Raw genomic sequence first — 23,850 nt, forward strand, 5'->3', positions numbered from 1 at the left:
AACACCCGACGCCGGCACTCCCGCCTCGGCCAGCGGTCCCCGATCGCCTACGAGAACGACTTCCAACCAGCAGCAACTACCCTGACTCAAGCCGCATAGACGTGTTCAAACTCCGGGGTCAAGGCCCCTTCATCTCGTCCCCCAGAACTGTACGGCCGGGGCCCGGCCATAAGCGGAAGTGTGCTCTCCACACGCTAGGGAGGGACGGCGGTTCGCTACAGGGCGCGAAAGGCGCACGAGCGGGGAGCGCGGGCGTACCGCCCTGCAGTCCGCGCCGCCCCATCTCCCCGGCACGTGCAAGCGGGCCCGCGCCCACAGTCGGCCCGACGTGGCTGACCGCCTGGTCGACGTCGTCCTATCTGCGGTACCTGGCTAGTGACCTGAGTCGGAGATTCTTCGGCAGCAGGCGGCGACTTTGAAGCGCGGACGGCGCGAGCGTTCCGGTGATACGGATCCATCGGTGAGACGATCTCGGGCATGGGGTTCTCCGTCCCGTACGATACGGACCAGCGGTCCGCTTTTTCCTGCGAAGATACGGCCCGCCGGTCCGCATCGCGACCGGAGGAACCTCATGCCCGAACCACGCAAGCCACGCAAGGACGCGGCCCGCAACCGGGCAGCCGTCTTCGCGGCCGCCGACGCGCTCTTCGCCGATTGCCGGAGCCCCGAGGAAGTGACCATGGCCGACATCGCGGCAGCGGCCGGCGTCGGCAAGGGAACTCTCTTCCGCGCCTTCGGCGACCGCACCGGGCTGATCCGCGCCCTGTTCGAGGCCCGGCTCGAACCCCTCGGGAACGCCATCGAAGAAGGCCCGCCGCCGCTGGGCCCCGCCACCCCGCCGCCGCAACGCGTACCGGCCCTGCTCGACGCCCTCCTGTGCTTCAAGCTCGACAACCGCCACCTCGCGCAGGCCCTGGAGGGAACCGGCGCGGACAGCCCCTACCGGACGGAACACTACGAGCGCTGGCACACCCTGCTCCGCGACCTGCTGCGACGCGTCCCGGCGCCGGCCGACAGCGACTTCACCGCCCACGCGCTTCTCGCCGCCACCCGGGCCGACCTCGTCGCCTACCTGGCCGACGAGAAGGGGGCACGACGAGAAGAACTACGGGGCCAGCTCGCCAAGTTCACCGCCGCGGTTCTCGGTGGCACCATGTGAACGAAGCCGGCGAAGCCTCGCGTCACGTCCGCCGCACGAGGCCTGGCTTCAGGCGCGCTTGAAGAACTCGACCTCGGCCAGAGCGATGTGCCGGCCCGGCTCCAGGCCGGCCGCGGCGCGTACGACCAGGGTGACCTTCACGGCGTCGCTGACGCCGAGCCGCACCGTCTGCGGACCGGGCTTGTCGTTGAACGTCAGGGCCGTGGTGTGGACCTTGCCGTCCGCCGCGTTCACCACGAGGTCCGCCCGGACGGGCCGTGCCTCGCGCCGGAACTCCTCCGGCTTCGCCGAAGGCCCCGTGTGCACCACGAGGGCCACCAGCCGGAACGGTGCTCCGAAGGTGAACGAGACCGAGTCGCCGAGCGCGGGGGCTCCCCAGTACCTGTTGGACAGCCCGTCCGCGACCTGGGAAGCGGGGTGGCCGGGCAGCTCGGCGCTCGCGGTCACCGCTGCCGGGCCGACCTCCGCCGCCTTGCCCAGCTTGTCCCGGGTGTCCTCGAAGAGGGCACGGCCGGCCGGGAGGAGCAGGAACACGCCGACCGCCAGGGCGACCACCACCAGCACCGCGAGGAGCCTCCGGAATCCCCGGCCGGAGCCGCCGCGCACCCGGCGCCGGAAGGGCCACCGCGTACGCCACCACGGCAGCGCCGCCACCTGCTGAGATGGCGTCAGCCGCGCGGCACAGCGCCGGCAGAAGCGCCGCTCGGGCGGGTTGGGCGTGCCGCAGGACGGGCACGGCGGACCGCCCGGGGTCTCGGTCACCGGAGCGGTACGGACGACAGGGCGGCGCGCGACCGGTCTCGCGGGCTGGACGGGGGCCACCGGGTCACTCACGTCCGGGTGCGCGGGCGCGTCGGGACCGGCCGCGCCGTCACGTTCGTACAGCACCGTCGGATCCGCCGGTGCGAGTGGCGCCCTGTCCTCCGGGGCGGGCTCCGGCCCTTCCCCACGGCCGGAGGCTCCGGGCGCCGCCGAGGGACCCCGGGCTCCGGGGCGCGGCGGCGCGACGGGCGGCTCCTCGGCTCGAGCCGCCGACGGCTCGGACCAGCCCAGATAGGAGGCGCAGTTCCCGCAGAAGTCGTCGGTCTCCTCGTTGGCCGCCTGGCAGTTCGGGCATGCGCGCATGAGGTCACCCTTCTCCGCGGTCGGGCGGCCCGGGCAGGATCTCGGCCCGGCAGGTGAGGTGGACCGGGCACGACGCCCGGACGACGTCGAGGACCTGGGCCCTGTCCAGCCGGTCGGTGCGCACGGGCCAAGCGCGTACGAGGAGTTCCCCGGCCGGCGCCGGGGGCAGTTCCGAGTCCGCGGTCGTCGACCAGCGCGCGCCGCCGCCGTCGGAGATCTCGGCCCGCGCGCCGAGGCACAGCCACAGCCGTTCGGCCAGACCTCGCCGGGTGCCGCGCCGGCGGTGCAGTTCCACGGCTCGGACCACGGCGGCCCGGCGAAGTTCCTCGGGCCACGCCGGGTCGAGGCCCGCGCCCACCCAGGAGGACAGCCAGTCGAGGAAGTCCGCGGGCGTGAGCCGGGGGTCGAGGTAGGCGGGAAGGTTGTCCAGGGTGGAGAGGACGGGGGCCAGCACGGTGTCGAGTCCGGCGGTGAACCGCTGGGCGAGGTCATCGTCCGCGTACAGGGCGGGGAGCAGGGTGCCGATCGCATGGCGTCCGGCCAGTCCGGGTATCGCTGCTCTGGTCATGAGACGGCCGCCCCGTTGATGAAATGACGTCGCGTCATGAGTTTTCCCCTGCTCCAAGATGACCCTGCGTCATGACATCGCCCCCGTCACGAGGAGCCGCCCGAGTCGCTCTCGGTGACGATCACCTGATGCTGGTACGAGAAGACCAGCGCGTTGTCCGCCACGTCGATCCGTTCGGCCGCCGCCCCGCGCCGCCCGGTGATCGGGTCCGCGGGGAAGAGCCGTATCCCTTCGACCAGGCCGGCTCCGGCCACCCGCTGAAGCTCGGCGAAGACCTCCCCGTACTGCACGGGCCTGCCGAACGCCCAGCCGTCGCCGCCGGCTCCCCCGCGCAAGGGGTTGAGGTACCGGAACAGCGCGGCGAGCGCGTCCTCGCGCACCCGGTCGGGGTCGCCGTCCGCCACGATGCGGGCGACGACGGTCACTCCCTGATAGACGGGTGGTTCCACCACGAGCCGGGTGCCCAGCAGTCTCCGCTCGTCGAGGCGCGCGGTGATCGCGGACAGCACCTGTTCGGACGGGATCAGCTGCTCGAAGCGCAACCGGTCCCCTTCGTCGGCGACCGCGTCGGGCACGATCAGGACCCGTACCGCGCCACCCTCGCCCGCCACCGCCGGTAGACAGCGCACCCGGCGCACCGAGGGAGCGGCCTGGCGGGCGAGGAACTCGTAGTCGCGCGCGGTGACGGCCCGTTCCTGTACGCGCAGTTCGTGGGGTGCCCGCGTCTTGGCGTTGGCGACGGTCTCACCGTCCACCCCGCCGCGGGCCGCCTCCCGGTTCTCCACCCTGGCGACGTACGGCACGGAGCTGCGGAGGACGGACACGGTGGCGCGGGCGACGTTCCCCGCCGCTCCCCCGCCCGTCCGGTAGCGGGGAACCCTGAGGTACGCCCCCTTCTCGGGTACCGCGCCGTAGGCGCGCAGCGTGCCGTCCGGTTCGCGCACGGCGGGCGGGAAGGCGAACTCCCCCGTGGTCGCGTCGAGTACGACGTGCCGGTCCTCGGGCGAGCCGCCGCCGAAGTGTTCGACGACGGTCCAGGTCTGCCATCCCTCGGCCGAGGACACCTCGACCACCGGCGGCTCGCCGTCGAGCAGGACCGGCGGGCGGTCCAGGAGGAACCGCTGGCCCGCGACGCCTTCGGAGACGCCCAGCGGCACGTCGGTCAGCGTCTCGGCGTGCTCGACGGTGGCGGTGCCGCCGACCGTGAACACCTCTGCTTCGCGGATCGTCGGCGACTCGGAATAGAACGGCTGGCCCGGTTCCGGCCGGGTCACCCGGCAGCGGAGCCATCCCGCGCGGGTCCCGGCGACCACCGACGCGACGTGGCCGGCGGGGACGTACACGAGGATCTCGCCCGGCCGGTTCAGCCCGCCGGTGGTGTCGGTGCCGGTCTCGCAGCCGCTCCAGCGCGCGCCGTCCCACGCCTCCCACGCCAGGGGCGGCTGGCGCGGGTCCACGCCGACGCCTTCGACCCGGCTGTCCAGGCGTACGGCGACGACGCAGCGCGGTACGGCGGCGGGCAGGCCGAACAGAAGCGCGTCGCCGGGCTCGGGGCGGGGCTGGAAGCAGGGGATGTCCCGGCCTTCCGCGAGCTCGGCCGTACGGTCGGTGTGCTCGCCCGACACCGGTGCCGTCACCAGCCGTTCGAGGGCGCTGGGGACGATCGGCAGGTCTGCGGTGGTGGTGAAGACCACGGCTTCCTCGGTCTCGCCGCGGGCGGTGGCTACCTCGGTGCCCGACCGGAGCGTCACCGTTTCCGGCTGGGGGGCGGAGAGCCAGAAGTCGACGTCCGCCGTCGCCGCGGCCGGCGGGAACAGCCGGATGCCCAGCAGGTCCAGGAACGCCGAGTAGTTCTTGTCGGGCACCCGGTTCAGCCGGTAGAGCAGCTGGTCGACCATGTAGGCGAAGGTCTCGATGAGGGTGACGCCGGGGTCGGAGACGTTGTGGTCGGTCCACTCGGGGGCGCGTTGCTGGACGTAGCGCTTGGCCTCGTCGACGAGCTGCTGGAAGCGGCGGTCGTCCAGGTTGGGCGAGGGGAGCGCCATCAGTGCGCGCCTCCGTCCGGGGCGTCTTCCGTGAAGGGGATCGTGTAGAAGGGGAAGACGAGGTTGCGGCGGTCGTTGGTGGACCGCACGGTGTAGCGGACGTCGATGTAGAGGGTGCCGTCGTCGACCGCGTCGAACGCGACCGCCACATCGGTGACCTCGACGCGCGGTTCCCACCGCTCCAGCGCCGCCCGGACGTGGTGGGCGACGCGGCCGGCGGTGGCGCCGTCGCCGGGCGCGAAGACGTAGTCGTGGATGCCGCAGCCGAAGTCCGGGCGCATCGGCCGCTCCCCCGGCGCGGTGCCCAGCACCAGGCGGATCGCCTCCGCGATCTCGCGGTCCCGCTCGACCATGCCGATGCCGCCGGTGGGCCCCACCCGGAGGGGGAAGGCCCAGCCCCGGCCGATGAACCGCTCGCTCACACCGGCCCTCCTATCAGCACGTTCGGGGCTCCGCTGGTGATGACCGCCCCGCACGTGGTGCGGTCCCGCATCCGCGCGGCGGGCAGCCCCCCGATCAGTACGGGGCCGGTGACCGCCGCGGCCGGGTCGGGCACGATGACGTTCCCGGGGCCGAGGTACGCGTGTGGTACGCAGGCGTGCAGGCTCCCGGTGACGGCGGCCGGCCTGCCGCCGATCAGAACGGTGGTGACCTGGACGGCCCCCGGTGGCGGGGTGCCGATGACGCCGCCGTGTGCGGTGATGTCGCCCGTGCGGGCTGCGGGAGGCATGGTCGTTTCTCCTTGCTCGGCGGGGGCGCTCGCGCGGTGGACGCGTCGGGCCGCTGGGTTCCTGACTAGTTGATGCGGATGAGCTTGGCCTTGAGAATGCCGAGCAGCCCGCCGTTCACGACGACCTGTTGCGTGCCGTTGACGAGGACGGAGCGCCCGCGCACCTTCACCTCGCCCGTACCCGCGTCGAGGGTGATGCCGGTCGGGCTGAGGGTCACCGAGCTCAGCGGCCGTCTGCCGCCCGGGCCGAGCACCTTCAGCTCCAGGCGGTTCCGGCGTTCGTCGAGGTTGACGACCAGTTGTTTGTCGCCGGTGGTCAGCCGGACGCCGGAGGGGCCGCGCGGGGTGTCGAGCAGTTCGATCCGGTTGCCCGAACGGGACACCAGGGAGCGGCGGTTGATTTTTCCGCTCGTCCGGTCGACCAGCGGCACGTCGTGCGGCGAGGGCTTGTCGACGCCGTTGTAGAGCCCGCCCAGGACGTACGGGCTGTCCAGCAGGCCCTGCTCGAACCCGACGAGGACCTCGTCGTTGACCTCCGGACTGAACACTCCTCCCCCACCCTGGCCGCCCCACTGCACGGTGCGGACCCAGTCGGTGACGTAGGTGTCGTCCAGCCAGGGGAACTTCAGCTTCACCCAGCCGCGCTGACCGCCTTGTTCCCGGATGTCGGTGACCACGCCGATCGCGAGACCCGGCATGCGCGGCCCCCGGGACGGCGCGTTCGCGCCCGTCGTCAGGCCCGCGAGGGAGCGGTCGGGCGCGGCGCTGACGGTGACGGTCGTGCGGTAACCGCGGTACGGCTCCAGGACGTGGTGCACGGAGGTCGCGGTGTAGCGCCCGGAGAACGCGGGGCCGACGTTGCCGAGCGCCACCGGCGCGCCCGCGCGCAGCCGGGGGTGCCCTTCGGCGACGGCCTCGATCTCGCCGATGCCGGAACTCACCGACGCCGCGAGGGACCCGGCCACGGCCATGGCCTCGGCCTGGGTGCGGTAGGGGGTGTCGGCGACGGTCAGCCGGGCGGGTGCGCCGAACGCGCTGCTTATCACCCCCGGGCCGAGCCCCGGGTTCACCACCTTGCTGATGACGGACCGCTCCTTGGCCACCAGCGGTTTCTTCGTACGTACGTCCCAGCCCCGCACCTCGACGCTGCCGGCCCGTTCGGCGCTGGTCAGCGCGGCCCGCAGGGCGAGGAGGTTGCGCCCGTACTCCAGGACCATCGGGTTCACGGTGGCGGGGGTCGAGGGCGGCGGCGCCGACGCGGCGGGCCGGGGCCGGGTGAACTGGAGCAGACCGTCGTCGTCCACGCTCACCCGCGCCCCGCTCTCGCCCGCGAGGTACTGGAGGAACTCCCAGTCGGAGACGTTGGCCTGAGACAGTTGCTGATGGGTGACCGGTGCGGCGTCGATCCTGCCGCACCGCAGACCGGCGCCCGCGGCCACCTTGCGGACGATGTCCGCCGTCGACATGTTGCGGAACGCCACCACCTTCCGGCCGCGCTGCAACCGGTGGGCCTTCGAGTACGCCCTGACGACGGTGAACGAGCCGGTGGTGTCGGAGTCCAGTTCCAGCGCGGTCACCTCGCCGCCGAACAGCCGCTGCCGGGCCCCGCCCCGCACGGTGACCACCGAGACCGTCAGCCGGGTACCGATGGTGACGGCCGTCTCCGTGAGCATCGTGTGCTGGGGGTCCCGGAAGGTCAGCTCGGCGCTGTCGGGCAGGCCCACGTTCTCGTCCACCACGCAGCTCACCAGCTGGGTGGCCCAGAACCGGGGCAGTTCGCCGGGCGCCTCGACGATCGGATCCGCCGCGAACGACCGGCCGCCGCCCGCCTGAGCGCCGCTCACCGCCGGGCCTCCGGCAGGGGAAGGGGAGGCCTCGGCACTCCGGCCGTGCCGTGCGGCCCGTACTGCCCCGACTCTCCCACCTCTGCAGCCGCCTCCGTCCCGTCGGCCCCGTCGGCCCCCTCCGCCGTCCGTGCCTCGTCCGGTCCGGGCACGATCAGCTCCGTGCCGGGGGTGAGGGACATCGGGTCGTCGATGCCGTTGGCCCGCGCGATCACGCGCCACACCGTGGGGACGCCGTACTCCTGCCAGGCCAGCAGCGGCAGGCTGTCACCCGCGACCACCCGGCGCGTGCTGCGCGCCTCCCGCGCGCCGGAGGTGGGGTTCTGTCCGGGAGGATCGACGGTGGCCTCCTCGATGGAGAGGCCGCAGGTGGCCCGCAGCGGCTTTCCGTCGACGTCGAAGAGGGTGTAGTCGACGGAGAGCCTCGACAGCACCCCGTCGAACGACGTCGTCTTCGCGCTGCCCCAGTCGAGCCGCACCCAAGGGCTCGCGGGTGCCTTGCGCGCCAGGCTGGCCGCGGTCGGCACACAGGCCCGCATCAGCTTCTCCACCGCCTCCTCCACGGAGTTGTCGTGCTTCGCCGTCGCGTCGAGGAAGACGTCCAGCGACAGCGACCTCGGACCGCTGCCGACGAACTCGGGCAGCGCGGACTGCCCGGCCATCCGTGACGGGGTGCGCCGCCACTCGGTGCTCTTGCTCATCGACAGGCTGGCGGGGTTGAACTGGAGCCTGAGCCGGACCAGCGTGGCGCCCGGCTTGCCGCCGACCTTCGCGGGCGGCTCCATGATCGTCAACTGGGCCCGGGCGCGGTTCGCGCGGGCGGCTGCCATCCGGTCCTCCTTCCGGCGGGGCGCGGTGTGTGGGGTCGTGCTGCGCTGTGCTGTCGGTTGTCGGTTGTCGGTTGTCGGTTCAGGGGGCGGCAGGGGCCGGACGAGCGACGGACCGACGCGGGGTCAGGCCGGGCGCAGGCCCTCGTGCGCGATCTCCAGGGTCTCGGTCGCGGCCCGGGAGCTCGACGGGTCGAAGGACGGGCCTTGCCAGCGGACGGGCACGATGCCGAGCACCTGCCAGCTGACGATGCGGCTCAGATCCGGCTTCAGCGCGACGATCTCGCCGTTCTTCGGCTCGACCCGCCGGACGAGTTCGTCGAGCCACCGTGCGATCTTGGCCGTGTCCGAGGTGACCGGGCGGGTCAAGGTGATGTTCGACCAGGTGATGCGCCCCGGCAGTTGCCAGGCGAATCCGTTGTTGCCGCCCTCGGCGTACGTCTCCACCTCCACCTGGGCGCCGAGCCCGTCGCAGGTGTGGAAGGCGCCCAGGTCGTTGCCGCCGATCGCGAGGGTGAAGAACACGCTCGTCGCGAAGGTCTTGTCGGTCATCCGAGCCTCTCCGTCATCCGTGTCGTTCCGTCACCCTGTCGTTCCGTCACCCTGCCGCCGCGTCACCTGTCGCTGCGTCACCTGCCCTCGCGAGACCGTCGGTCGCCGTCGGGGAGCCGCCGGTCAGCGGCGGTCGTCGTACAGCCGTCCGGCGCGTTCCCGTCCCCGCCGCAGATCGGCGCGCAGCAACCGGCTGAGCGGGTCGAGCAGGCGCCGGGCCAGCTCCTCGGTGTCGATGCCGTCGGATCGGGCGGTGGCCCGGTTGCCGGCCGTGCCCGTACCGCCGCCGCTGCCTGCCGGTGCGGCTGGTGCCTCGGAGCGCTGTACGGGGGCGCGCGTGGGGGTGGTCGTCATCGGGACGCCCATCGTCACCGCGCCGGACGCGGACCGCTGGAGGGCGCGTCCGGCGGGTGCGGCCCGCGGGGCTCCGGGCGGCGGAGTCCCGGTCGCGGGGTGGGCGGGCGCCGACGGGCGGGAGACCATCGGCAGGGGTGTGTCGGCCGTCGGTGGCGCTTCCGGGTCGGACAATCGCGCGCGTTGTACGGCATGGACCGGACGGGCTGTTGCGGCCGGGGAGGCCGGGGGAAGCGGCCGGGCTCGCTTCGCGGGAGTGCCACTGTGTCCTGCTGCGGTCGTCCGCGGATGCGGGTACGCCGGGGTCGACGTCGGCGTCCGGCCTGTGTTCGCCACGGGTCGCGGATCCCGCCTCCATGTCGCGGGTACGACCGGGAGGCCGGGTGCGGCAGTCTGCCGGGGCAGCGAAAAGTCTTCTGCCGCACCTGTTTTGACCGTCAAGGGCCGGGCCGGGAGCAGTCCCAGCGCTCGCTGGACGACGGGTGCCGCTTGTCCACCACCACCGGTGGGAAAGGGCTCGGTGTACGCGGGAAAGGGCTCGGTGTACGGACCCGGTGGAGCCGACGTGACGGGCCGCACCGGCACCGGAGAGTCGTGGCCGACTGGTCGCGTGCCGGTGGAGCGCTCCGTGTTCGTTCCCCCGCTGTCGCGGCCCTGTCTCGCACCCTGGGTGTCACGCCGCGAGGAGACCCGTGTGGTCTTCGAGGTATGTGACCGCTCAGGCGGTGAGGCGTCCGGGGAACGCAACGGCATGGGCTGCGGACCGGCCTCCGGCATCGGGTCGGACGAGGGCCGTGTACCGCTCCCGGCGTCCGGCTCCAGGACCCTTCCCCGCGTTCGGTCAGGCTCGCCGAGCAGGGGTGCGGACGGCGGCCCGCCGTCCGCCTCGGGGGTCGCGGAACCTCGCATCGTCTTCCGCTGGACCGCCGCGCTGTCACCGGCAGCGGCAGAAGTGGGCAGGGCTGCGGGAGAAGACGCGGGCACGGGCCGGGGAACAGCGGCCGGCCCCTGTACCGGTCCGGCACTTCCCCGTATCTCGCCGGGGCCGTCAAGCACCGGCACGACGCGGGGAGGCGTCGACGCGGAACGGGGAGCAGCGGCCGGCTCTTGTACCGGTCCGGCACTTCTCCGGGTCCGGCTGGAGACGTCACGCACCGGCAGAACGCGAGAGGGCTCCGGCACCGGCCGGGGAACAGCGAGTGGCCCTTGTACCGGTCCGGCGCTTCCGTGCGTCCGGCCGGATCCGTCCGGCAGGGGCACAGCGGTGGGCGGTAGCTCCGAGAGCGGGGCACCGATCCCCCCGTGGATCCCGGGCCGACGCGTCGGGCCGTCGGACTGCGACGGCTTCGGTGGTCGCGGCAGTGGCGCGCTCGGCCGCGCTGACGGCGCCGCGCCGCCCGCGCGGGCCGAGCCCGTCGGCGGTTGCGGAACACCCGGCAGGTCCACGGGTCCCGGGGCCGTTCGCCGTTGCGGTACGGGCATCGGGCCGACGTCCACCGCCGCCGCGTGGCCGGGGGCGGTCACCGGCCCATGGCCTACCGGTGGCACGGCGCCGTCGGGCAGCCGCCGGAGCGGTTCCCCTAACGCCGGGCGCACTTGTTCGCGCGAGCGGCCGGAGCCCTGCCGGGTGTCCGGTGCCGACGCGGAGGTGCGGGACACGGCCGGACCGGCGCCCGCCGGAACCGGTCCGGCCTGCGCGGAGGCTGCGGATTCCGCCGCGGGACCGCGTCCACCGGCCGGGGGCACCGCGCCCGAGTCACGGGCCGACGAGGGGCGGTTGCCGGCTGCCGGGACCGCGTGGATCCGGCGCACCGGCATCGCCGGACTTCTGGCCACGATCTGTGGTGGGCCGAGGGGCCTCGGCCGTACCAGGGCAGGCCGGGGCAGCGGTGGGACGGATCGGGGCTGTGGGCCGGTCGGCAGGTGCCCAAACGTCCCCGGCGCAGCGGCCGAGTGCTTCGTCGGAGCGGATGACGGTACGGCGCTCCCGGATCCGGCCTGCGCCTTCGATCGCGGACGCGGGGCCGAGGGCGGCGAGGTTGAGGCTGAGACCGGGGCCGGGGCCGGGGCTACGGCTGGGGCCAAGGTCTGCGGCGGGACCCAGGCAGGCACTGGGCCCGGGGCTGAGCCCCGGGCCGGGTCTGAGGCCGGGGACGGCTCTGAGGCCGGGGACGGCTCTGAGGCCGGATCAGGCCTCACCATGGCTCGGCGCAGCGGTCCCGTTTCCTTCACGGACCGGGGGCCGTGTGCTGTCCCTGTCGCGTCTGCCACCCCTGACGCCCAGGCCGGCCCCGCCGCCGCGCCGGGCCCTGGCGCCGGTCGTACGGGCATCAGAGATCCCGACGCCGGAGGTCGCGACTCCGGAGACCCCGACGCCGGGCCCGGCCGCCCTCGCTGCGGTTCCGGGACCGGCCTCGCCACCGGGCTTGTCGTCAATGTCGAGCCCGTCGTCGGCGCCGACCGTCCACCCGCCTCGCCCCGGGCCCGCTCCCGCCGCTGAACCGGCAGGCTCCCGGCACCGGCACCGGTGCCAGGCCCGGGCCCGTGCCCGTACCCCGTCGTGCCCCCGCCGAAGAACACCTGTCCCCCGGACCCGGGCTCCGGCCCGGTGACAGCCAACAGCAACGGGCCGCCACCGGAAGTCGTACCGGGCGCGGACGGGCGCGTGACCCCGTGGATCACTCCGGCCGGCGCGGACGGCAGCACCGCGTGGCCGAGGGGCGCGCCGAAGACGGTCCGCTGCCAGGCGGCCAGGCCCGACCGGAAGCGGAGTCCATCGCTCACTCCGGTCGCCGACCGCGCGACGGTCACTTCCGGTGGAGCGACCCGCCGCCAGCCGCCGTCCCAGCCGGGCGGCGCGACGTACCCGCCCGTCGCCGACACCGGGTCGGCGGCCGGCGCCACCGCCTCCCCCGGCAGTCCTGCGTCCACACGTCCGCGGGCGGACGCCCCGCCGCCCCGCCGTTCCCTACGCGACCGGCTCCCCCGCCCACGCAGCGCGTCCCGCATTCCCACACCCTCACCCGCCTTCATTGACGCGGGTATTGATCCGCGCGATCTCCCGCACCCATCGCAGGCGCTCCCCGTGGGGCAGGTCGAGGATGTCCTCGAGCCGCCAGTGGAAGTGGTAGGCGACGTACGCGATCTCCTCCCGCAGCCGGGGAAGGGCGTACGTCACGATTCCCCCAGGCGCCCACCCGAGAGGTCCACCTCGAACGAGCCCTCGCACAGCGGGCAGGTCACCGCGGCACGCGTGTGCCCCTCGCTGTTGATCCGCCGGTAGAAGTCCTGGAGGAACGCCACGTCCGTGGCGTACATCCGCTCCACGACACCCGCGTGCACGTCCCTGAGCGTGCCGAGCCTGGTGATCACCTGGCTGAGCAGCACCACGCTCAGGTACGCCGGGTTCTCCTTCACCCGCAGATCGATCTGCGGGCGCAGCTCGTCCCGTGCGGTGGCCAGTCGCATCGCACCGTCGTGGTGCACGTTGCCGTCCTCGTCGACGTATCCGCGCGGCAGCTCGAAGGTGAACTCCGTGCGGTGTTCCTGGTGCCGCGCCGCGGCGCGCGGCGCGGGGGTGGTCTCCCGCTCGGCCGGGTCGGTGCCCTCGTGGGTCTCGTCGAGGTTGCCGGCCGTCACCGTCCGGCGTCTCATTCGACCACGATCTCCTCGAAGGTGATGGTCACGGATTCGGTGGCGGCCGAGGATTCCCGGGCGCTGAGCGAGGGCCCTTCCCATTTGCTCGCCCAGCCCTGCATCAGCTGGATGCGGCGGACGGTCTCACCCGTGGAGTCCTTGACCTCGATGGTGATGTTCTGGCGCGCGGTGTCGACCGCGCCGTTGTTCAGGGTCTCCTTGATCCATGTGGTGAACTCGCTGCTCTTGTCCAGTCCGCGGGTGATGGTGATCTCGCCGGCCTGCCGGGCGCCGGGCTGCTTGCGGATGATGTGTTTCCCTTCCGCGGTCACCTGGCGGACCTCGACGACCTCCTCCTCGACGGTGAAGCCGCTGACTTCCTGGATGGACTCGACGAGGTAGCCGCCCAGCTGGACGCCGAAGATATGGGTGGAAAGAGCGTCGCCCTCTGCCATGACCGTGTGTCACCTGTTCCCTTGATCTGATGCGGTCCGATGTAGTCCGATACAGTCCGTTACAGTCCGATGTGTGCGCCGACCCGTGCCGCGGGCCCTCGCGGCGGAGGGCCCACAGGGGTCATTCGCTGACGAGGCTGGTGCTGTCGGAGAACTGCGCCAGCCGGAAGACCACGAACTCGGCGGGCTTCACCGGGGCCACTCCGATCTCGCACACCACCCGGCCGAGGTCGATCGACTCCGGGGGGTTGTTGTCCCGGTCGCACTTCACGTAGAAGGCTTCCTCGGCGACGCGGCCGAACAGCGCTCCCCGGCGCCATTCCTCGGTGAGGAACCCCGTGACGTTGCGCCGGATGCTCGACCACAGCCGGTCGTCGTTGGGCTCGAACACCACCCACTGGGTTCCCAGCAGGATGGATTCCTCGAGGTAGTTGAAGAGCCGGCGCACGTTCAGGTAGCGCCAGGCCGGGTCCGAGGACAGCGTCCGCGCGCCCCAGATACGGATGCCGCGGCCGGGGAAGGCCCGTACGCAGTTGACCCCGATCGGGTTGAGGAGGGACTGCTCCCCCTTGCTGAGGCGGATACCGAGGTCCACCGCACCGCGGATGACCTCGTTGGCCGGGGCCTTGTGGACGCCGCGTTCACCGTCACTGCGCGCCCAGACGCCCGCGATATGGCCGCTGGGCGGCACCAGGGTGTTCCCGCCGGTCGCCGGGTCGAACACCTTGATCCAGGGGTAGTACACGCTGGCGTAGCGCGAGTCGTACCCGGCGCCCTCGGTGCGCCAGGCGCGGACCCGTTGCGCGTTCATTCCGGGTGGGGTGTCCAGGACGGCGACCCGGTCGCCCATCTGCTCGCAGTGCGAGATCACCGCGAGCTGTACGGTCTTGACGCCCTCCGCGTCCAGTTCGCCGCGCTGGTGCGCGCTCATCAGATCGGGCACCGCGACCATGGTGATCTCGTCGATCGCTTCGAGTCCGGCGAAGCCGGTGCGCGCCTCGGCGTCGCCGACGTACTCGCCCGGATCCAGTCGCGGCGTGCCGCGGCGCCCGGGGGCGGCCGCGGCCCGCGGGGCCGCCGGGACACGGACGGTCTGCTTCTCCGGGCGGGTCTGCTGCACTCCCGGCTGCTCGACGGCCTCGATGAGCTTCGACTCGGCGACCTGCTGCACCAGATAGCCCTTGACGTTCCTGCGCGTGGTGACGTCGAAGGTCTCCACCACCTTGCCGCCCTTGCGGACCACCAGCTTGAAGCGGTCCTCGGGCGGGTTCTCGCCCTCCGCGTCGGCGACCTCCACGGAGATGTCACCGCCGGCGCCCGGCAGCGCGGAGACCAGGAACCCGCCGATCGCCGGCGGCGCGGCGGGCGGTGTCACGGGCGGTTCCCCGGGCACCTCGGCCCCGTCGGCGGCTCCACCGATCCGGACGACGTAGGCGGTGCCGCCGCCGTTGGCGAAGTACCCGTGGACCGCGTGCGCCAGGTACGTGCCCTCGGTGAAGGAGCCGAAGGTCTGTACGTACTGGTCCCAGGTGGTCACCAGGGTCGGTTGGTGGAAGGGCCCACTCTCCGCGAAGCCCACGAAGGCGGCGACCGCCGTGCCGACTCCTTCGATCGGCCGTGCTCCGGACTGCACCTCCTCCATGTAGACGCCCGGGGTGAGGTACGACGGCATGCTCGCTCCTTCGGGTCGCCGATCGGTCACCGCCGAGTCTCAGCGGGGGCTGTTCCGGGCAGTAGGCCCCCGGGTCCCCGGCGCGGGGCAGGGACGCTGCCCTTACGGGCACCTCGCCAGGGCACGACTGCCGGACGTCCGGGGCGGGTTCCTCCTCGCACATCCCCGCCACCGCTCTCCCGGTCCTAGGCTTGGCGCGCACCGGCCCCGTGACCCGGCACCGGGCTTCGAGCGCACCGAAAGTCCGAGCGCACCGACAGGAGGTCACCCGTGCGGATACCCGAGCCACGGCCCGACAGGACGACCGGTCAGGCCACGGGGCCTGCCGCGTCCCGGCGCCCCACCGGCACGACGGCACCGGCCGTCCCCCGGCGCCCGGCGGGCGGACCGCCCCGGCCCTCCCCGCGGGCCCTCCGGGCCCTTCAGCGCAGCGCCGGCAACGCCGCGGTGGCCGGTCTGGTGGCCAGGAGCAAGGACCGGACGTCCGAAGCCTCCGAAGAGGAGCCCGTGCGGCGCTCAGCCGTCCACGAGGTCCTCAGCGAACCCGGCCGTCCCTTCACGGGGGCGCTGGCCGACGAGGTCGAAGCGCGCTACGGCGGTACGGACCTCTCCCACCTGCGGGTGCACACCGGCGCCGTCGCGCAGCGCTCGGCGGCCGAGATCGGTGCCCGTGCCTACACGTCGGGCGACCACATGGTCCTGGGGGCCGGAAGCACCACGGAGGATGTCCTCCACGAGGTGTGGCACACCTTCCAGCAGAGCCGTGGGCCGGTCTCCGGAAGGGACAACGGGGACGGGCTGAAGGTCTCCGAACCGGATTCCCCGGAGGAGCGGGAGGCGGCGGCGGTCGCCCACGAGCTCATCAGCTCGCCGGTACCGGCCGGGGCAGCCGCCGGGGCGCCCGCCGTGCAGCGGGCGACGGCGGCGGGCCCGTCGGTGTCGTCCGCCCACAGGTGCGTCCAGCGCGCTCCGGCGGCGGACTCCGGAGGGTCGCAGCACTCCGGGGCGGGTTCGCACCAGTCCACCCAGCCGGTCTTCTCGTTCGCCCCGTCGCTCCCCGCCAACCCTTTCCTCTACACCGACGGCGACACACAGTTCTGGGTCGGTCCGAACCCCCCTGAGGGCTTCTTCGACGTCGACCAGCACTGCGCGTACATGGCCACCCACTGGCTGCTGCACGGAACACCTACCGGGCTGCGCTACGAGGACTTCGACGACGCCACCCGGCGCGACGCCTCCGACACGGTGCGCCGCTGGGCGGCCTCCGGAGGTCTGGAGGCCCAGGAGCAGTACGCCCGTACGAGGCTGGGCGGCGCCACGGTCGACGGCACGAGGCTGGCCGGTCAGGCCACCTCCGGCAAGCTGCCCCCGGGCACGCTGATCTGGTTCGGCACCAGCCGGCACGCCGAGGCGGCCGTGGTGGCCGCGGCGGGGCAGTTCCTGATGTACGACCCGAACACGGGCCGGACCACCACGCGCGACGCCGACGGGTTCGCCGCGTACATCGCGAGCAGGAACGCGTTCGTGGTCAGGTACGCCCCGGAGGCGGAGCACGACGCGAGCTGCAAGTGCTGCGTCATCATGTGACCGGCCGGGCGCCGAACGCCTGACCGCCACCGCCCGTCACCGGAGCCGGCTCCGGCTCCGGCTCCGGCTCCGGCGAGGCGATCGGCGCCCGTACACCCACGGCACTACGACGGTCCGGCCTCGGCTCGTTCCTCGTCGAGGCCGAGCCACGGCCCGAACTCGCTCTCCAGGACCAGGCGGCCGAGCTTGCGGTACTCCCGCAGGACCGCCGTCATCACCTGCGCCATGGTCAGCGGCCGGCCCGTGTCCGCCGCCAGATAGGCCGCGGTCACCGCGCAGGCGCGGATGGAGCCGCCCGAGAGTTCGAAGCGGCGGGCGCAGAACTCCAGGTCGAGCCCGTCCTCGCGGGGCATTTCCGGCCCCAGGCAGCGGTCCCACAGGGCGAGCCGCTGCTCGGTCGCGGGCATGGGGAAGTCCACGATGGCGTCCAGGCGCCGGGTGAACGCCTCGTCCAGATCGGCCCGCAGGTTGGTGGTGAGGACCGCGATCCCTTCGAAGGACTCCACGCGCTGGAGCAGGTAGGCCGATTCCATATTCGCGTGCCGGTCGTGCGCGTCCTTGACCTGCGAGCGCTTGCCGAAGATCGCGTCGGCCTCGTCGAAGAGCAGCACGCCGTTGACCTCCGACGCCTCGCCGAAGATCCGTTCGAGGTTCTTCTCGGTCTCGCCGATGTACTTGTCGACGACGGTGGACAGGTCGACGACGTACAGCTCCATGCCGAGCTCCGCCGCGACGACCTCCGCGGACATGGTCTTCCCGGTGCCGGACTCCCCCGCGAACAGCGCGGCCACGCCACGTCCGCGGCCGCCGCCCGGCCGCATCCGCCACTGCCCGAGCACCTGGTCCCGGTGGCGGGCGCGCAGGGCGAGTTCACCGAGCTGACGGCGCGTCGGGGCGGGCAGGACGAGGTCGTCCCAGCCGACCGCGGGTTCGACGCGCCGGGCGAGCCGGGCCAGACCGGCGCCGTTCTGCGCCCGGACCGCGGCCCGCACGTCCTCTGTGCGCACCGGCCGTCGCTCGGCCGCAGCGGTCCTCGTCGCCACGGCGGCGGCCTTGCGCGTCTGCTCGGCGTCGAGCCGGTACCCGGCGACCGCCTCCGCGAGCGCGTCGGCCGAACCGTCCTCCGGCGGCTCGTGCATGTCAGGGCCGGGCGATGCCGCGGCGAGTGCGTGCCGCCACCGCCGTGTCCGTTGCGCGGGGGTGGGTGGTGCGACGGTGAACGTCACCGGGCTCTCCGCGGTCCACAGCGGGTCCCAGTGCCTGGTGCCGTGGGCGATCAGCGGGATCCCGGTGGCGGCCGCGCACAGGCCGCGCAGGAGCCGGGCGCGCTCGGGCCGTTCCGGCTCCAGTGCTTCGAGCGGGCCGAGGACGATGCCGCCGCCCCTGAGCCTGGCCTCCGCCGCCAGGGCGCGCGGCAGCTCGGCGGGGACCGGCCCGGAGGCCAGCCCGGCGACGTCGAGCACCAGGGGGGTACGGCCCGCCGCCACCAGGGCGTCGACGGCCAGCCGGCCGGCGTCACCGCCCCGGTCGAGCAGGTGCACCAGGCCGCCGCCGGTGCCCGCGGCGGCCGCCACCCGGCACGCCGTCCCCTCGGCGGCCTCCCCCGCCGCCCGGCCCACGGTCACCAGTCCGCACAGCCTGGCGTCGAGCTCGTCGTCACCGAGCAGGTGCGCGGTCACCCGGTCGGGCACCGTCAACGCCCGTGACGGCAGGGGACGTTCGGTGTCCGTGACGTCCAGGAGCCCTCCCGCCACGAGCGGAGCGGACGGGGAGAGACGGAACCGGCCCGCTCCCGCCACGGGGAGCCCGCACAGCTCCAGTGCCAGCCCGACGGTCGGCCGGCACCGGAGGAGGTCGTCGTTGAGGTATCCGTAGAGCCGCTCGAAGCGGGCGTCGACGTCGGGGGCGAGCGCGATCAGCAACAGCTCGACGTCCAGCGGGACCAGGCCGAAGTCCGCGGCGAGTCGCTCGACACGGGACCCCGGCGGTGGCTGCGGGGACGGCCGGCGGTCGTCGGGCGAGGCGGGGAGGAACGCGGACGGTCCGTCGAGGATCCGCTCGACGGCCTCGGGGGTGAGGTACTGCCCCCGGTAGGGGTCGTCCGGTTCCGGGTCGGCGGCCCGGCGCTCGGCGACGACCCGCCGGACCCTACGCTCCACCCGGCACAGCCTCTCCCAGAGGTGGTCCCGGCCGACCGTCCCGGCGTCGGCGTCCGGTCGCGCGCGTACGCTCGGCGTCGTCATGGGGTCGGACCTCCCCGGCGGCGACGGCGGCCGGGTGGCAGTTCGCGTGCGCGCGGGGCGGCGAACCCCCGCGGTCCGGGGTCGGGCACCCCCTCGTAGCGCAGCCGGCGCCCGCCTTCGCGCCCGGCGCCCGCATCCCCGTCACCGTCGCCCCCGGCGCTCGCATCCCCGTCACCGTCGCGCCCGGCGCCTTCGTCCCCGTCACCGCCGACCCGCACGGCGGACCTCACCGTCAGTCCCTCCGTGACCGGCGGCCCCGCGGGCCACACGTCACCGGCCAGCGGCGCGGTGACCCGTACCTCGATCGACGCCTTCATCTCGCCGTCCAGTGCCGACCACACGTCCGCCACCGACGCCCCGGCCGTACTCGGCCCCGCCGCGTCGATCTCGACGCCTAGGCCGAGCTCGGCGAGCGAGCCGGTGCGCAGACGCGGCGGCAGCACGTCCACCCACGCCAGGCACCGGAGCACCTGGGACAGCAGCCGGTGCTCGTCCTGCGGGCGGGTGGTCCACGCCGTGACCATGTAGGTCAGCGCGAACCACCGGGGCGGAACACGCCGTCCGGTGACGTGGCCGTCGCCGTCGTACACCTCGGTGGAGCCGGTCTGCCGCCGGGTGACGTCCTCGTGGATGTCGTAGAGGTACACGCTGACGGTCGGGGCGTTGCGGCGTGCGGACCAGTCCCTGGTGGGCGCGTCGAAGACCACCTCGACACCGCTGTCCCGCAGGCCCGCCTCGTCCAGCAGCAGCCGCAGCCCTTCGTCGACTTCGTGGATCACCGGCGGTCCACCTCGTACGGCGGCTGGACGCTGCCGTTGACCACCAGGAAGGGTGTGGTGACGGGGCTGAAGCCGGGGCCCCGGGCGGTGATGGTGCGCGGTTCGGTCCGGTCCTTGGTGAGGATCAGCAGTTGCGCGGTGAACCGGAAGTCGGCGCCGGGCCTGCTCGGCGCGGCGGCCGCGGTGATGCCGGGGTCCCAGGTGAGCGTCACGGGCGCGCCGGGCGGGAAGTCCCTGCCGCGCACGAGGGTGACGGACCCGGGTTTGCCGACGGGGGGCACGGCGACGATGCGGGGTCGCAGGATGCGCAGCGGCACCTGGGCGACGTTGTCGCCGGGGTCGGCGTCCGTGCCGGTCGTCGTCAGGGTCGCGACGATCCGGGCCGTCAGGGCCTTGTCCGGCTTCAGGACGACGCGGGTGACCGTGGTGTCGCCGGGTGCCAGGTCGGGCAGCGCGCACTCACCGGCGGCGCAGCCCGCGGGCAGCGGCTCGGCGGGGACCCGGGCGGGCAGCCCGAGTTTCAGGCGGAGCCCGGTGGCCAGGGCGTTCTCGCCGTTGCGGACCAGGTAGGTCACGACGACCCGGCCGCCGACGAAGCCGGGGGTCGGCTGCGCCATGACGGTCACACCGGGGCCCGCGGCCGGCGGTGGGGGCGGTGCCGGTGGTGCCGGCGGCCGGACGGTGGGCGGGGCGGGCGTGGTCGTGGGAGGCCGGGTCGGCGGGGTGGTCGGGGTCGGCGGTGCCGTGGTGGGGGGCCGGGTCGGCGGGCGTTCCCGGTCCTCGACCTCGATGCCTGTCGACGCGGCGTTGTCGGAGGGCCGGGGGTCGATCACGGCACCGGCCACGGACCAGTCCAGCCGCTGCCGTCCGGTCGTCACACCGGTCAGACGCGCCGTCACCTGTGCCGACGCCCCGGGCGCGAGTACCCCCAGGGCGCACTGCGGGGATCCGTCGGCGCAGCGGCCCGTCGTGCTGGAGAGCCGGTCGAGGCGGACGCCGGGTGGCAGGGCCGCGGTGAACACGGTGCCCGGTGAGGCGGCCGGGCCCTTGTTGGTCACGGTGACCGTCACGGACGTGGCGGAGCCGACCTTCACAGGGGGTGAGGTGGAGGGGGCGTCGAGTGCGAGGTCGACCGACTGCCGCACGCCGGGTTCCTTCTGCCGTCCGGGCAGTGCGCGGGTGAGGTGGGTGAGCTTGCCGTCGGCGAGGTCCAGGGTCTTGAGGCCCTCCGGTGAGTTCGGTGCGAGGGCCCGGCGCGCGCTGAACACGAGCGTGCCGCCGTCCGCCGACCAGGCCACGTCACGGGGCTGGAACGGGCCGGTCGTGGTGTTGTCGGGCAGTTCCCGGCGGCACGCTCCGGGGTCGTCGCGCAGACCGACGGGGAGGACGACCCGGCAGCCGTCGCCGGCCGGGGAGGCGAGCAGGACGCCGTTGCGTTCGTTGATCCGGCCGCCGCCGTCCTTGCGGTTGAGCGCGACGGTCCGGCCGTCCGGGGAGAACGCCGGGCTGTCGTCGATCACCTGGCAGTTGCCCGGGCAGAGGGCGGCGCTCAGGTCACGCTGCCGGTCGGGCGAGGCCACCGGTGCGGTCCAGACGTGTTTGTTGCCGCCGCCTCCGTCGATCACGTGGTTGCGGGTGAAGGCGATCACGGTGCCGTCCGGTGACCAGGCGGGCTGGGCGTCGCCACCGGGCCGCTGCCCGGCGGGTGGTTCGATCCGGCCGACGAGCGCTCCGCTCGTGGCGTCGGCGATGAGGATCCGGCCGGGGCCCCCTTTCCCGCCCGTGCCGCCCGGTGAGGTCCGGGTGAACGCCAGGAACTTGCCGTCGGGCGAGAAGGCGGGGTCGGTGTCCCAGTCCCTGGGTCCCCGCCCGGCGAGCGGCATCGGCGCCGCGTTCGTACCGTCGGCGTCGGCCAGCCAGATCCGCTGGATCCGGCCGGCCTCGGAGTCCTCGAAGCGGGTCACCACGATCCGCCGGCCGTCCGGCGTGTAGTTCTGCCGTTCGGTCCACGGGTCGTACCCCTCCCGTGGGTTGAACAGCGGATCGGCCGCGGGGTCGGTGGTGGTGTCGGCGGCCGGGTCCTCCTTGAGGACGGTCAGGCCGAGGTCTCTCGGGTCCGCGCCGTCCGCCCTGATGTCCTGCACGGTCGCGGTACGGGTCGCCGGGGCCGAGGTCCGCTCGACGACGGCGGCGCCGTCCGCCTGGGAGCCGAGCCAGGTCGGGGAGGCTACCGCGCGGTCCTCCTCGAGCACCAGCCGCGGCTCCTCGGCCGCCCGTGCCCGCGCCCGGTAGACGTGGTCGTACGTGGTGTTGCAGTCGCATATCCGCTCGGGGCTGACGAAGACCGTTTCGTCCCCCTCCGGGAGCCAGTCGGCCGAGCGGGCGTTCCAGTTCGCGGCGGCGCCGCCGAGCAGAGGGACGTCCAGGCCGCCGCCGTCCGTCACCCGCAGCCGGGTGCCCGACGCCTCGCGCGGCTTCAGTGTGTAGGCGACGAGGTCGCGGTGCGCGGGGTCGGCCACCGGGTTCCACACCGGTTCGGTGGCGTCGCCGGCCGGCCCGTGGCTGATCCGGGTCTGCGGGCCGCCGGCCAGCGCCCGCGCGTAGATCTGCCGTCCGCGCGCGGTGTCGGTGTCGCTGGAGTACGCGATCCGGGTGCCGTCGGGGGAGAACGTCGGCGATCTCTCGTCGGCCGCCGAGTCGGTGAGCTTGCGGGCCCCGGACCCGTCCACGCCCACGATCCACAGGTCCCGCCGCCCGCCGGATTCCACGGAGTCGAACACCACCGACGCGCGGTCGGGTGCGAGCCTGGGGTGCGCGGCGTCCCGGCCGGTGGTCAGTTTGCGTACCGAGCCGTCGCCCTGACGCAGGTACACCTGCGGCCGGGGACCGTCCCGGAGGCTGGTGAAGACAGTCAGTTCGCCGCGCGCGGAGGGCTGCCGGTCCAGATGGGCGGGGCCGGAACCGAAGAGCGGCTCACTGGACCCGGGCGCCGTCACCCGGCCGAGGCTGCGGTGCTCCGTGCCCGCGTAGACGATGCGCCCGGCGTCCTCCGCCGCCGGGGCCGCGTCCCGCCGGGCGACGGGGGCAGATGGCCAGGACACGGCGCCCACCGCGAGCAGCGGGACCAGCAGCACCAGGGCCAGGGCCGCCAGGCCCGGTCTGCCGAGGCGGGATCTCCCCGCCGGGCCAGCGGTGCCCATCACATCCACCTCACAGTCCGGGAGACGTAGTCCGGGGACGAGCCTGGCGGCGGCGCGCGGCGGAGGACAGGCCGGGAGAGCCCGGTCCGGGGGCAGCGGCAGCCGCCCTTTCGGGGCAACCGGGCGGGCTCGGGTCAGGTCCGGCCGATGAGATGAGGTGAGGCGAGGACAGGTCAGGTCAGATCAGGTCAGATGAGCCCGTACCGCATGGCGTAGCCGACGGCGTGTGCCCGGTTGCGCAGTTGCAGCCTGATGGTCACCTCGCGCAGCACGTTCTTGACGGTGCGTTCGGAGTACGAGGTCTTCTGCGCGATCTCGGCGGTGTCGAGGCCCTCCGCCACCAGCCTGAGCATCTCCGCCTCCCGCGTCGTCAGCGTGGACAGGGAGAGCCCCCGTGGGTCGAGCACCATCCGCTGCAGGCTGTTGACGTGCTCCAGGAGCTTGCCCAGCAGGTCTCCCGGCAGGACGCTCTCGCCCTTCGCCATGGCCGTGACGAGGTGGACGAGCCGGTCCTGGTCGGCCTCCGAGCGCCGTAGGACGGCCGCCACCCCGCACTCGATCATCGGCTGGAGGTCCCGGGCCCCGAAGGAGCCCACGATCAGGCCGACACGGGTCCTCGTGTCGCGTCGCAGCCGGCGCAGCAGCTGGACGGTGGGGTCGTCGAGCGCGTCCACGACCACCAGCGAGGTCCGCGCTCCGTCGGCCTCGCCGCCCGACAGCAGCTCGATCTCCGGCCGCTGCCGCAGTTGCTGGACGACTCCGGTGTGCAGGATCAGGTCCTCCGCGTACACCGCCACGGAGATCCTGTCCGACACTTTCCGGTCCGAGACCGGCTTGTCCGGTGCCGACCGGTCAGACACCGGTACGTCCGGTGCCGGCCGCTCGGCCACCGGCTCCGGTCTCGCGGCCGGCCGCACCGGTGTGTTCTCCACGGGCGGCCCGTACCGGCGACGGGCCGTCTCGCGTACGTGTCGCTCCGTCATGGATGCCATATCCGCTGTGGATGCCATATCCGCGTCCGCTCTCTTCCTCTTCGCTTCGGATCGGGTGTTCTCAATCGGGTGTTCTCAAGTG

The 23,850-nt window shown here is 73.6% G+C and carries 19 protein-coding genes; 2 read left to right on the forward strand and 17 right to left on the reverse strand.

Annotated features, from left to right (window positions below; genetic code table 11):
• Window positions 1-571 precede the first annotated feature (571 nt).
• A complete protein-coding gene (locus tag LUZ64_RS34250; RefSeq protein ID WP_095582738.1) occupies window positions 572-1,159 on the forward strand; it encodes a TetR/AcrR family transcriptional regulator in 588 nt (195 codons plus the stop codon).
• A gap of 48 nt (window positions 1,160-1,207) precedes the next feature.
• On the opposite strand, the gene LUZ64_RS34255 is transcribed toward LUZ64_RS34250, so the two are convergent.
• The 13 genes from LUZ64_RS34255 to LUZ64_RS34320 form a co-directional block, all read right to left on the reverse strand.
• A complete protein-coding gene (locus tag LUZ64_RS34255) occupies window positions 1,208-2,284 on the reverse strand; it encodes a zinc ribbon domain-containing protein (RefSeq protein WP_095582739.1) in 1,077 nt (358 codons plus the stop codon).
• A 4-nt stretch (window positions 2,285-2,288) separates the two neighbouring features.
• Entirely contained in the window at window positions 2,289-2,852 is a 564-nt protein-coding gene (locus tag LUZ64_RS34260) for a phage tail protein (protein WP_095582740.1), read from the reverse strand.
• Window positions 2,853-2,938: 86 nt separating this feature from the next.
• A complete protein-coding gene (locus tag LUZ64_RS34265; protein ID WP_095582741.1) occupies window positions 2,939-4,897 on the reverse strand; it encodes a putative baseplate assembly protein in 1,959 nt (652 codons plus the stop codon).
• Window positions 4,897-5,319, reverse strand: a complete 423-nt coding sequence (locus LUZ64_RS34270) for a GPW/gp25 family protein (protein WP_095582742.1) — start codon at window positions 5,317-5,319, stop codon at window positions 4,897-4,899. Before LUZ64_RS34270 ends, LUZ64_RS34265 begins: the two co-directional genes overlap by 1 nt.
• Window positions 5,316-5,627 (reverse strand): PAAR domain-containing protein, encoded by a 312-nt coding sequence (locus tag LUZ64_RS34275; RefSeq protein WP_095582743.1) that lies wholly within the window; start codon window positions 5,625-5,627, stop codon window positions 5,316-5,318. Before LUZ64_RS34275 ends, LUZ64_RS34270 begins: the two co-directional genes overlap by 4 nt.
• A 65-nt stretch (window positions 5,628-5,692) precedes the next feature.
• Window positions 5,693-7,471, reverse strand: coding sequence for a VgrG-related protein (locus LUZ64_RS34280; protein ID WP_095582744.1), 1,779 nt, complete (start codon window positions 7,469-7,471; stop codon window positions 5,693-5,695).
• Window positions 7,468-8,301 carry a CIS tube protein gene (locus tag LUZ64_RS34285; RefSeq protein WP_170116834.1) on the reverse strand — a complete coding sequence of 278 codons (834 nt, stop codon included), beginning with the start codon at window positions 8,299-8,301 and terminating at the stop codon, window positions 7,468-7,470. The genes LUZ64_RS34280 and LUZ64_RS34285 overlap by 4 nt, the downstream gene beginning before the upstream one ends.
• A gap of 123 nt (window positions 8,302-8,424) precedes the next feature.
• Window positions 8,425-8,850: a phage tail protein gene (locus LUZ64_RS34290; protein WP_095582745.1), complete on the reverse strand. Its 426-nt coding sequence runs from the start codon at window positions 8,848-8,850 to the stop codon at window positions 8,425-8,427.
• A gap of 123 nt (window positions 8,851-8,973) precedes the next feature.
• On the reverse strand, window positions 8,974-9,378 hold the full coding sequence (locus tag LUZ64_RS34295; protein WP_143593309.1) for a hypothetical protein: 405 nt from the start codon (window positions 9,376-9,378) through the stop codon (window positions 8,974-8,976).
• Window positions 9,379-12,223: 2,845 nt separating this feature from the next.
• Complete coding sequence (locus LUZ64_RS34305) at window positions 12,224-12,382, reverse strand: DUF6760 family protein (RefSeq protein WP_170116835.1); 159 nt, start codon at window positions 12,380-12,382, stop codon at window positions 12,224-12,226.
• Window positions 12,379-12,858: a hypothetical protein gene (locus tag LUZ64_RS34310; RefSeq protein ID WP_095582747.1), complete on the reverse strand. Its 480-nt coding sequence runs from the start codon at window positions 12,856-12,858 to the stop codon at window positions 12,379-12,381. The genes LUZ64_RS34305 and LUZ64_RS34310 overlap by 4 nt, the downstream gene beginning before the upstream one ends.
• On the reverse strand, window positions 12,855-13,295 hold the full coding sequence (locus LUZ64_RS34315; protein WP_095582748.1) for a phage tail protein: 441 nt from the start codon (window positions 13,293-13,295) through the stop codon (window positions 12,855-12,857). The genes LUZ64_RS34310 and LUZ64_RS34315 overlap by 4 nt, the downstream gene beginning before the upstream one ends.
• 121 nt (window positions 13,296-13,416) lie before the next feature.
• Window positions 13,417-14,967: a phage tail sheath family protein gene (locus LUZ64_RS34320; RefSeq protein ID WP_095582749.1), complete on the reverse strand. Its 1,551-nt coding sequence runs from the start codon at window positions 14,965-14,967 to the stop codon at window positions 13,417-13,419.
• A 270-nt stretch (window positions 14,968-15,237) separates the two neighbouring features.
• Between LUZ64_RS34320 and LUZ64_RS34325 the strand changes: the two genes are divergently transcribed.
• Window positions 15,238-16,554 carry an eCIS core domain-containing protein gene (locus tag LUZ64_RS34325; RefSeq protein WP_095582750.1) on the forward strand — a complete coding sequence of 439 codons (1,317 nt, stop codon included), beginning with the start codon at window positions 15,238-15,240 and terminating at the stop codon, window positions 16,552-16,554.
• A 104-nt stretch (window positions 16,555-16,658) separates the two neighbouring features.
• On the opposite strand, the gene LUZ64_RS34330 is transcribed toward LUZ64_RS34325, so the two are convergent.
• From LUZ64_RS34330 to LUZ64_RS34345, 4 genes are all read right to left on the reverse strand, one after another.
• Entirely contained in the window at window positions 16,659-18,797 is a 2,139-nt protein-coding gene (locus LUZ64_RS34330) for an AAA family ATPase (protein WP_095582751.1), read from the reverse strand.
• Complete coding sequence (locus LUZ64_RS34335) at window positions 18,794-19,576, reverse strand: Pvc16 family protein (protein ID WP_095582752.1); 783 nt, start codon at window positions 19,574-19,576, stop codon at window positions 18,794-18,796. The genes LUZ64_RS34330 and LUZ64_RS34335 overlap by 4 nt, the downstream gene beginning before the upstream one ends.
• A complete protein-coding gene (locus LUZ64_RS34340) occupies window positions 19,573-22,776 on the reverse strand; it encodes a DUF11 domain-containing protein (RefSeq protein WP_232399044.1) in 3,204 nt (1,067 codons plus the stop codon). The genes LUZ64_RS34335 and LUZ64_RS34340 overlap by 4 nt, the downstream gene beginning before the upstream one ends.
• Window positions 22,777-22,964: 188 nt before the next feature.
• Entirely contained in the window at window positions 22,965-23,759 is a 795-nt protein-coding gene (locus tag LUZ64_RS34345; RefSeq protein WP_095581678.1) for a helix-turn-helix transcriptional regulator, read from the reverse strand.
• Window positions 23,760-23,850: the final 91 nt, after the last annotated feature.

Source organism: Streptomyces albireticuli (assembly GCF_021228125.1).
In the GTDB taxonomy this organism is placed as follows: Bacteria; Actinomycetota; Actinomycetes; order Streptomycetales; family Streptomycetaceae; genus Streptomyces; species Streptomyces albireticuli.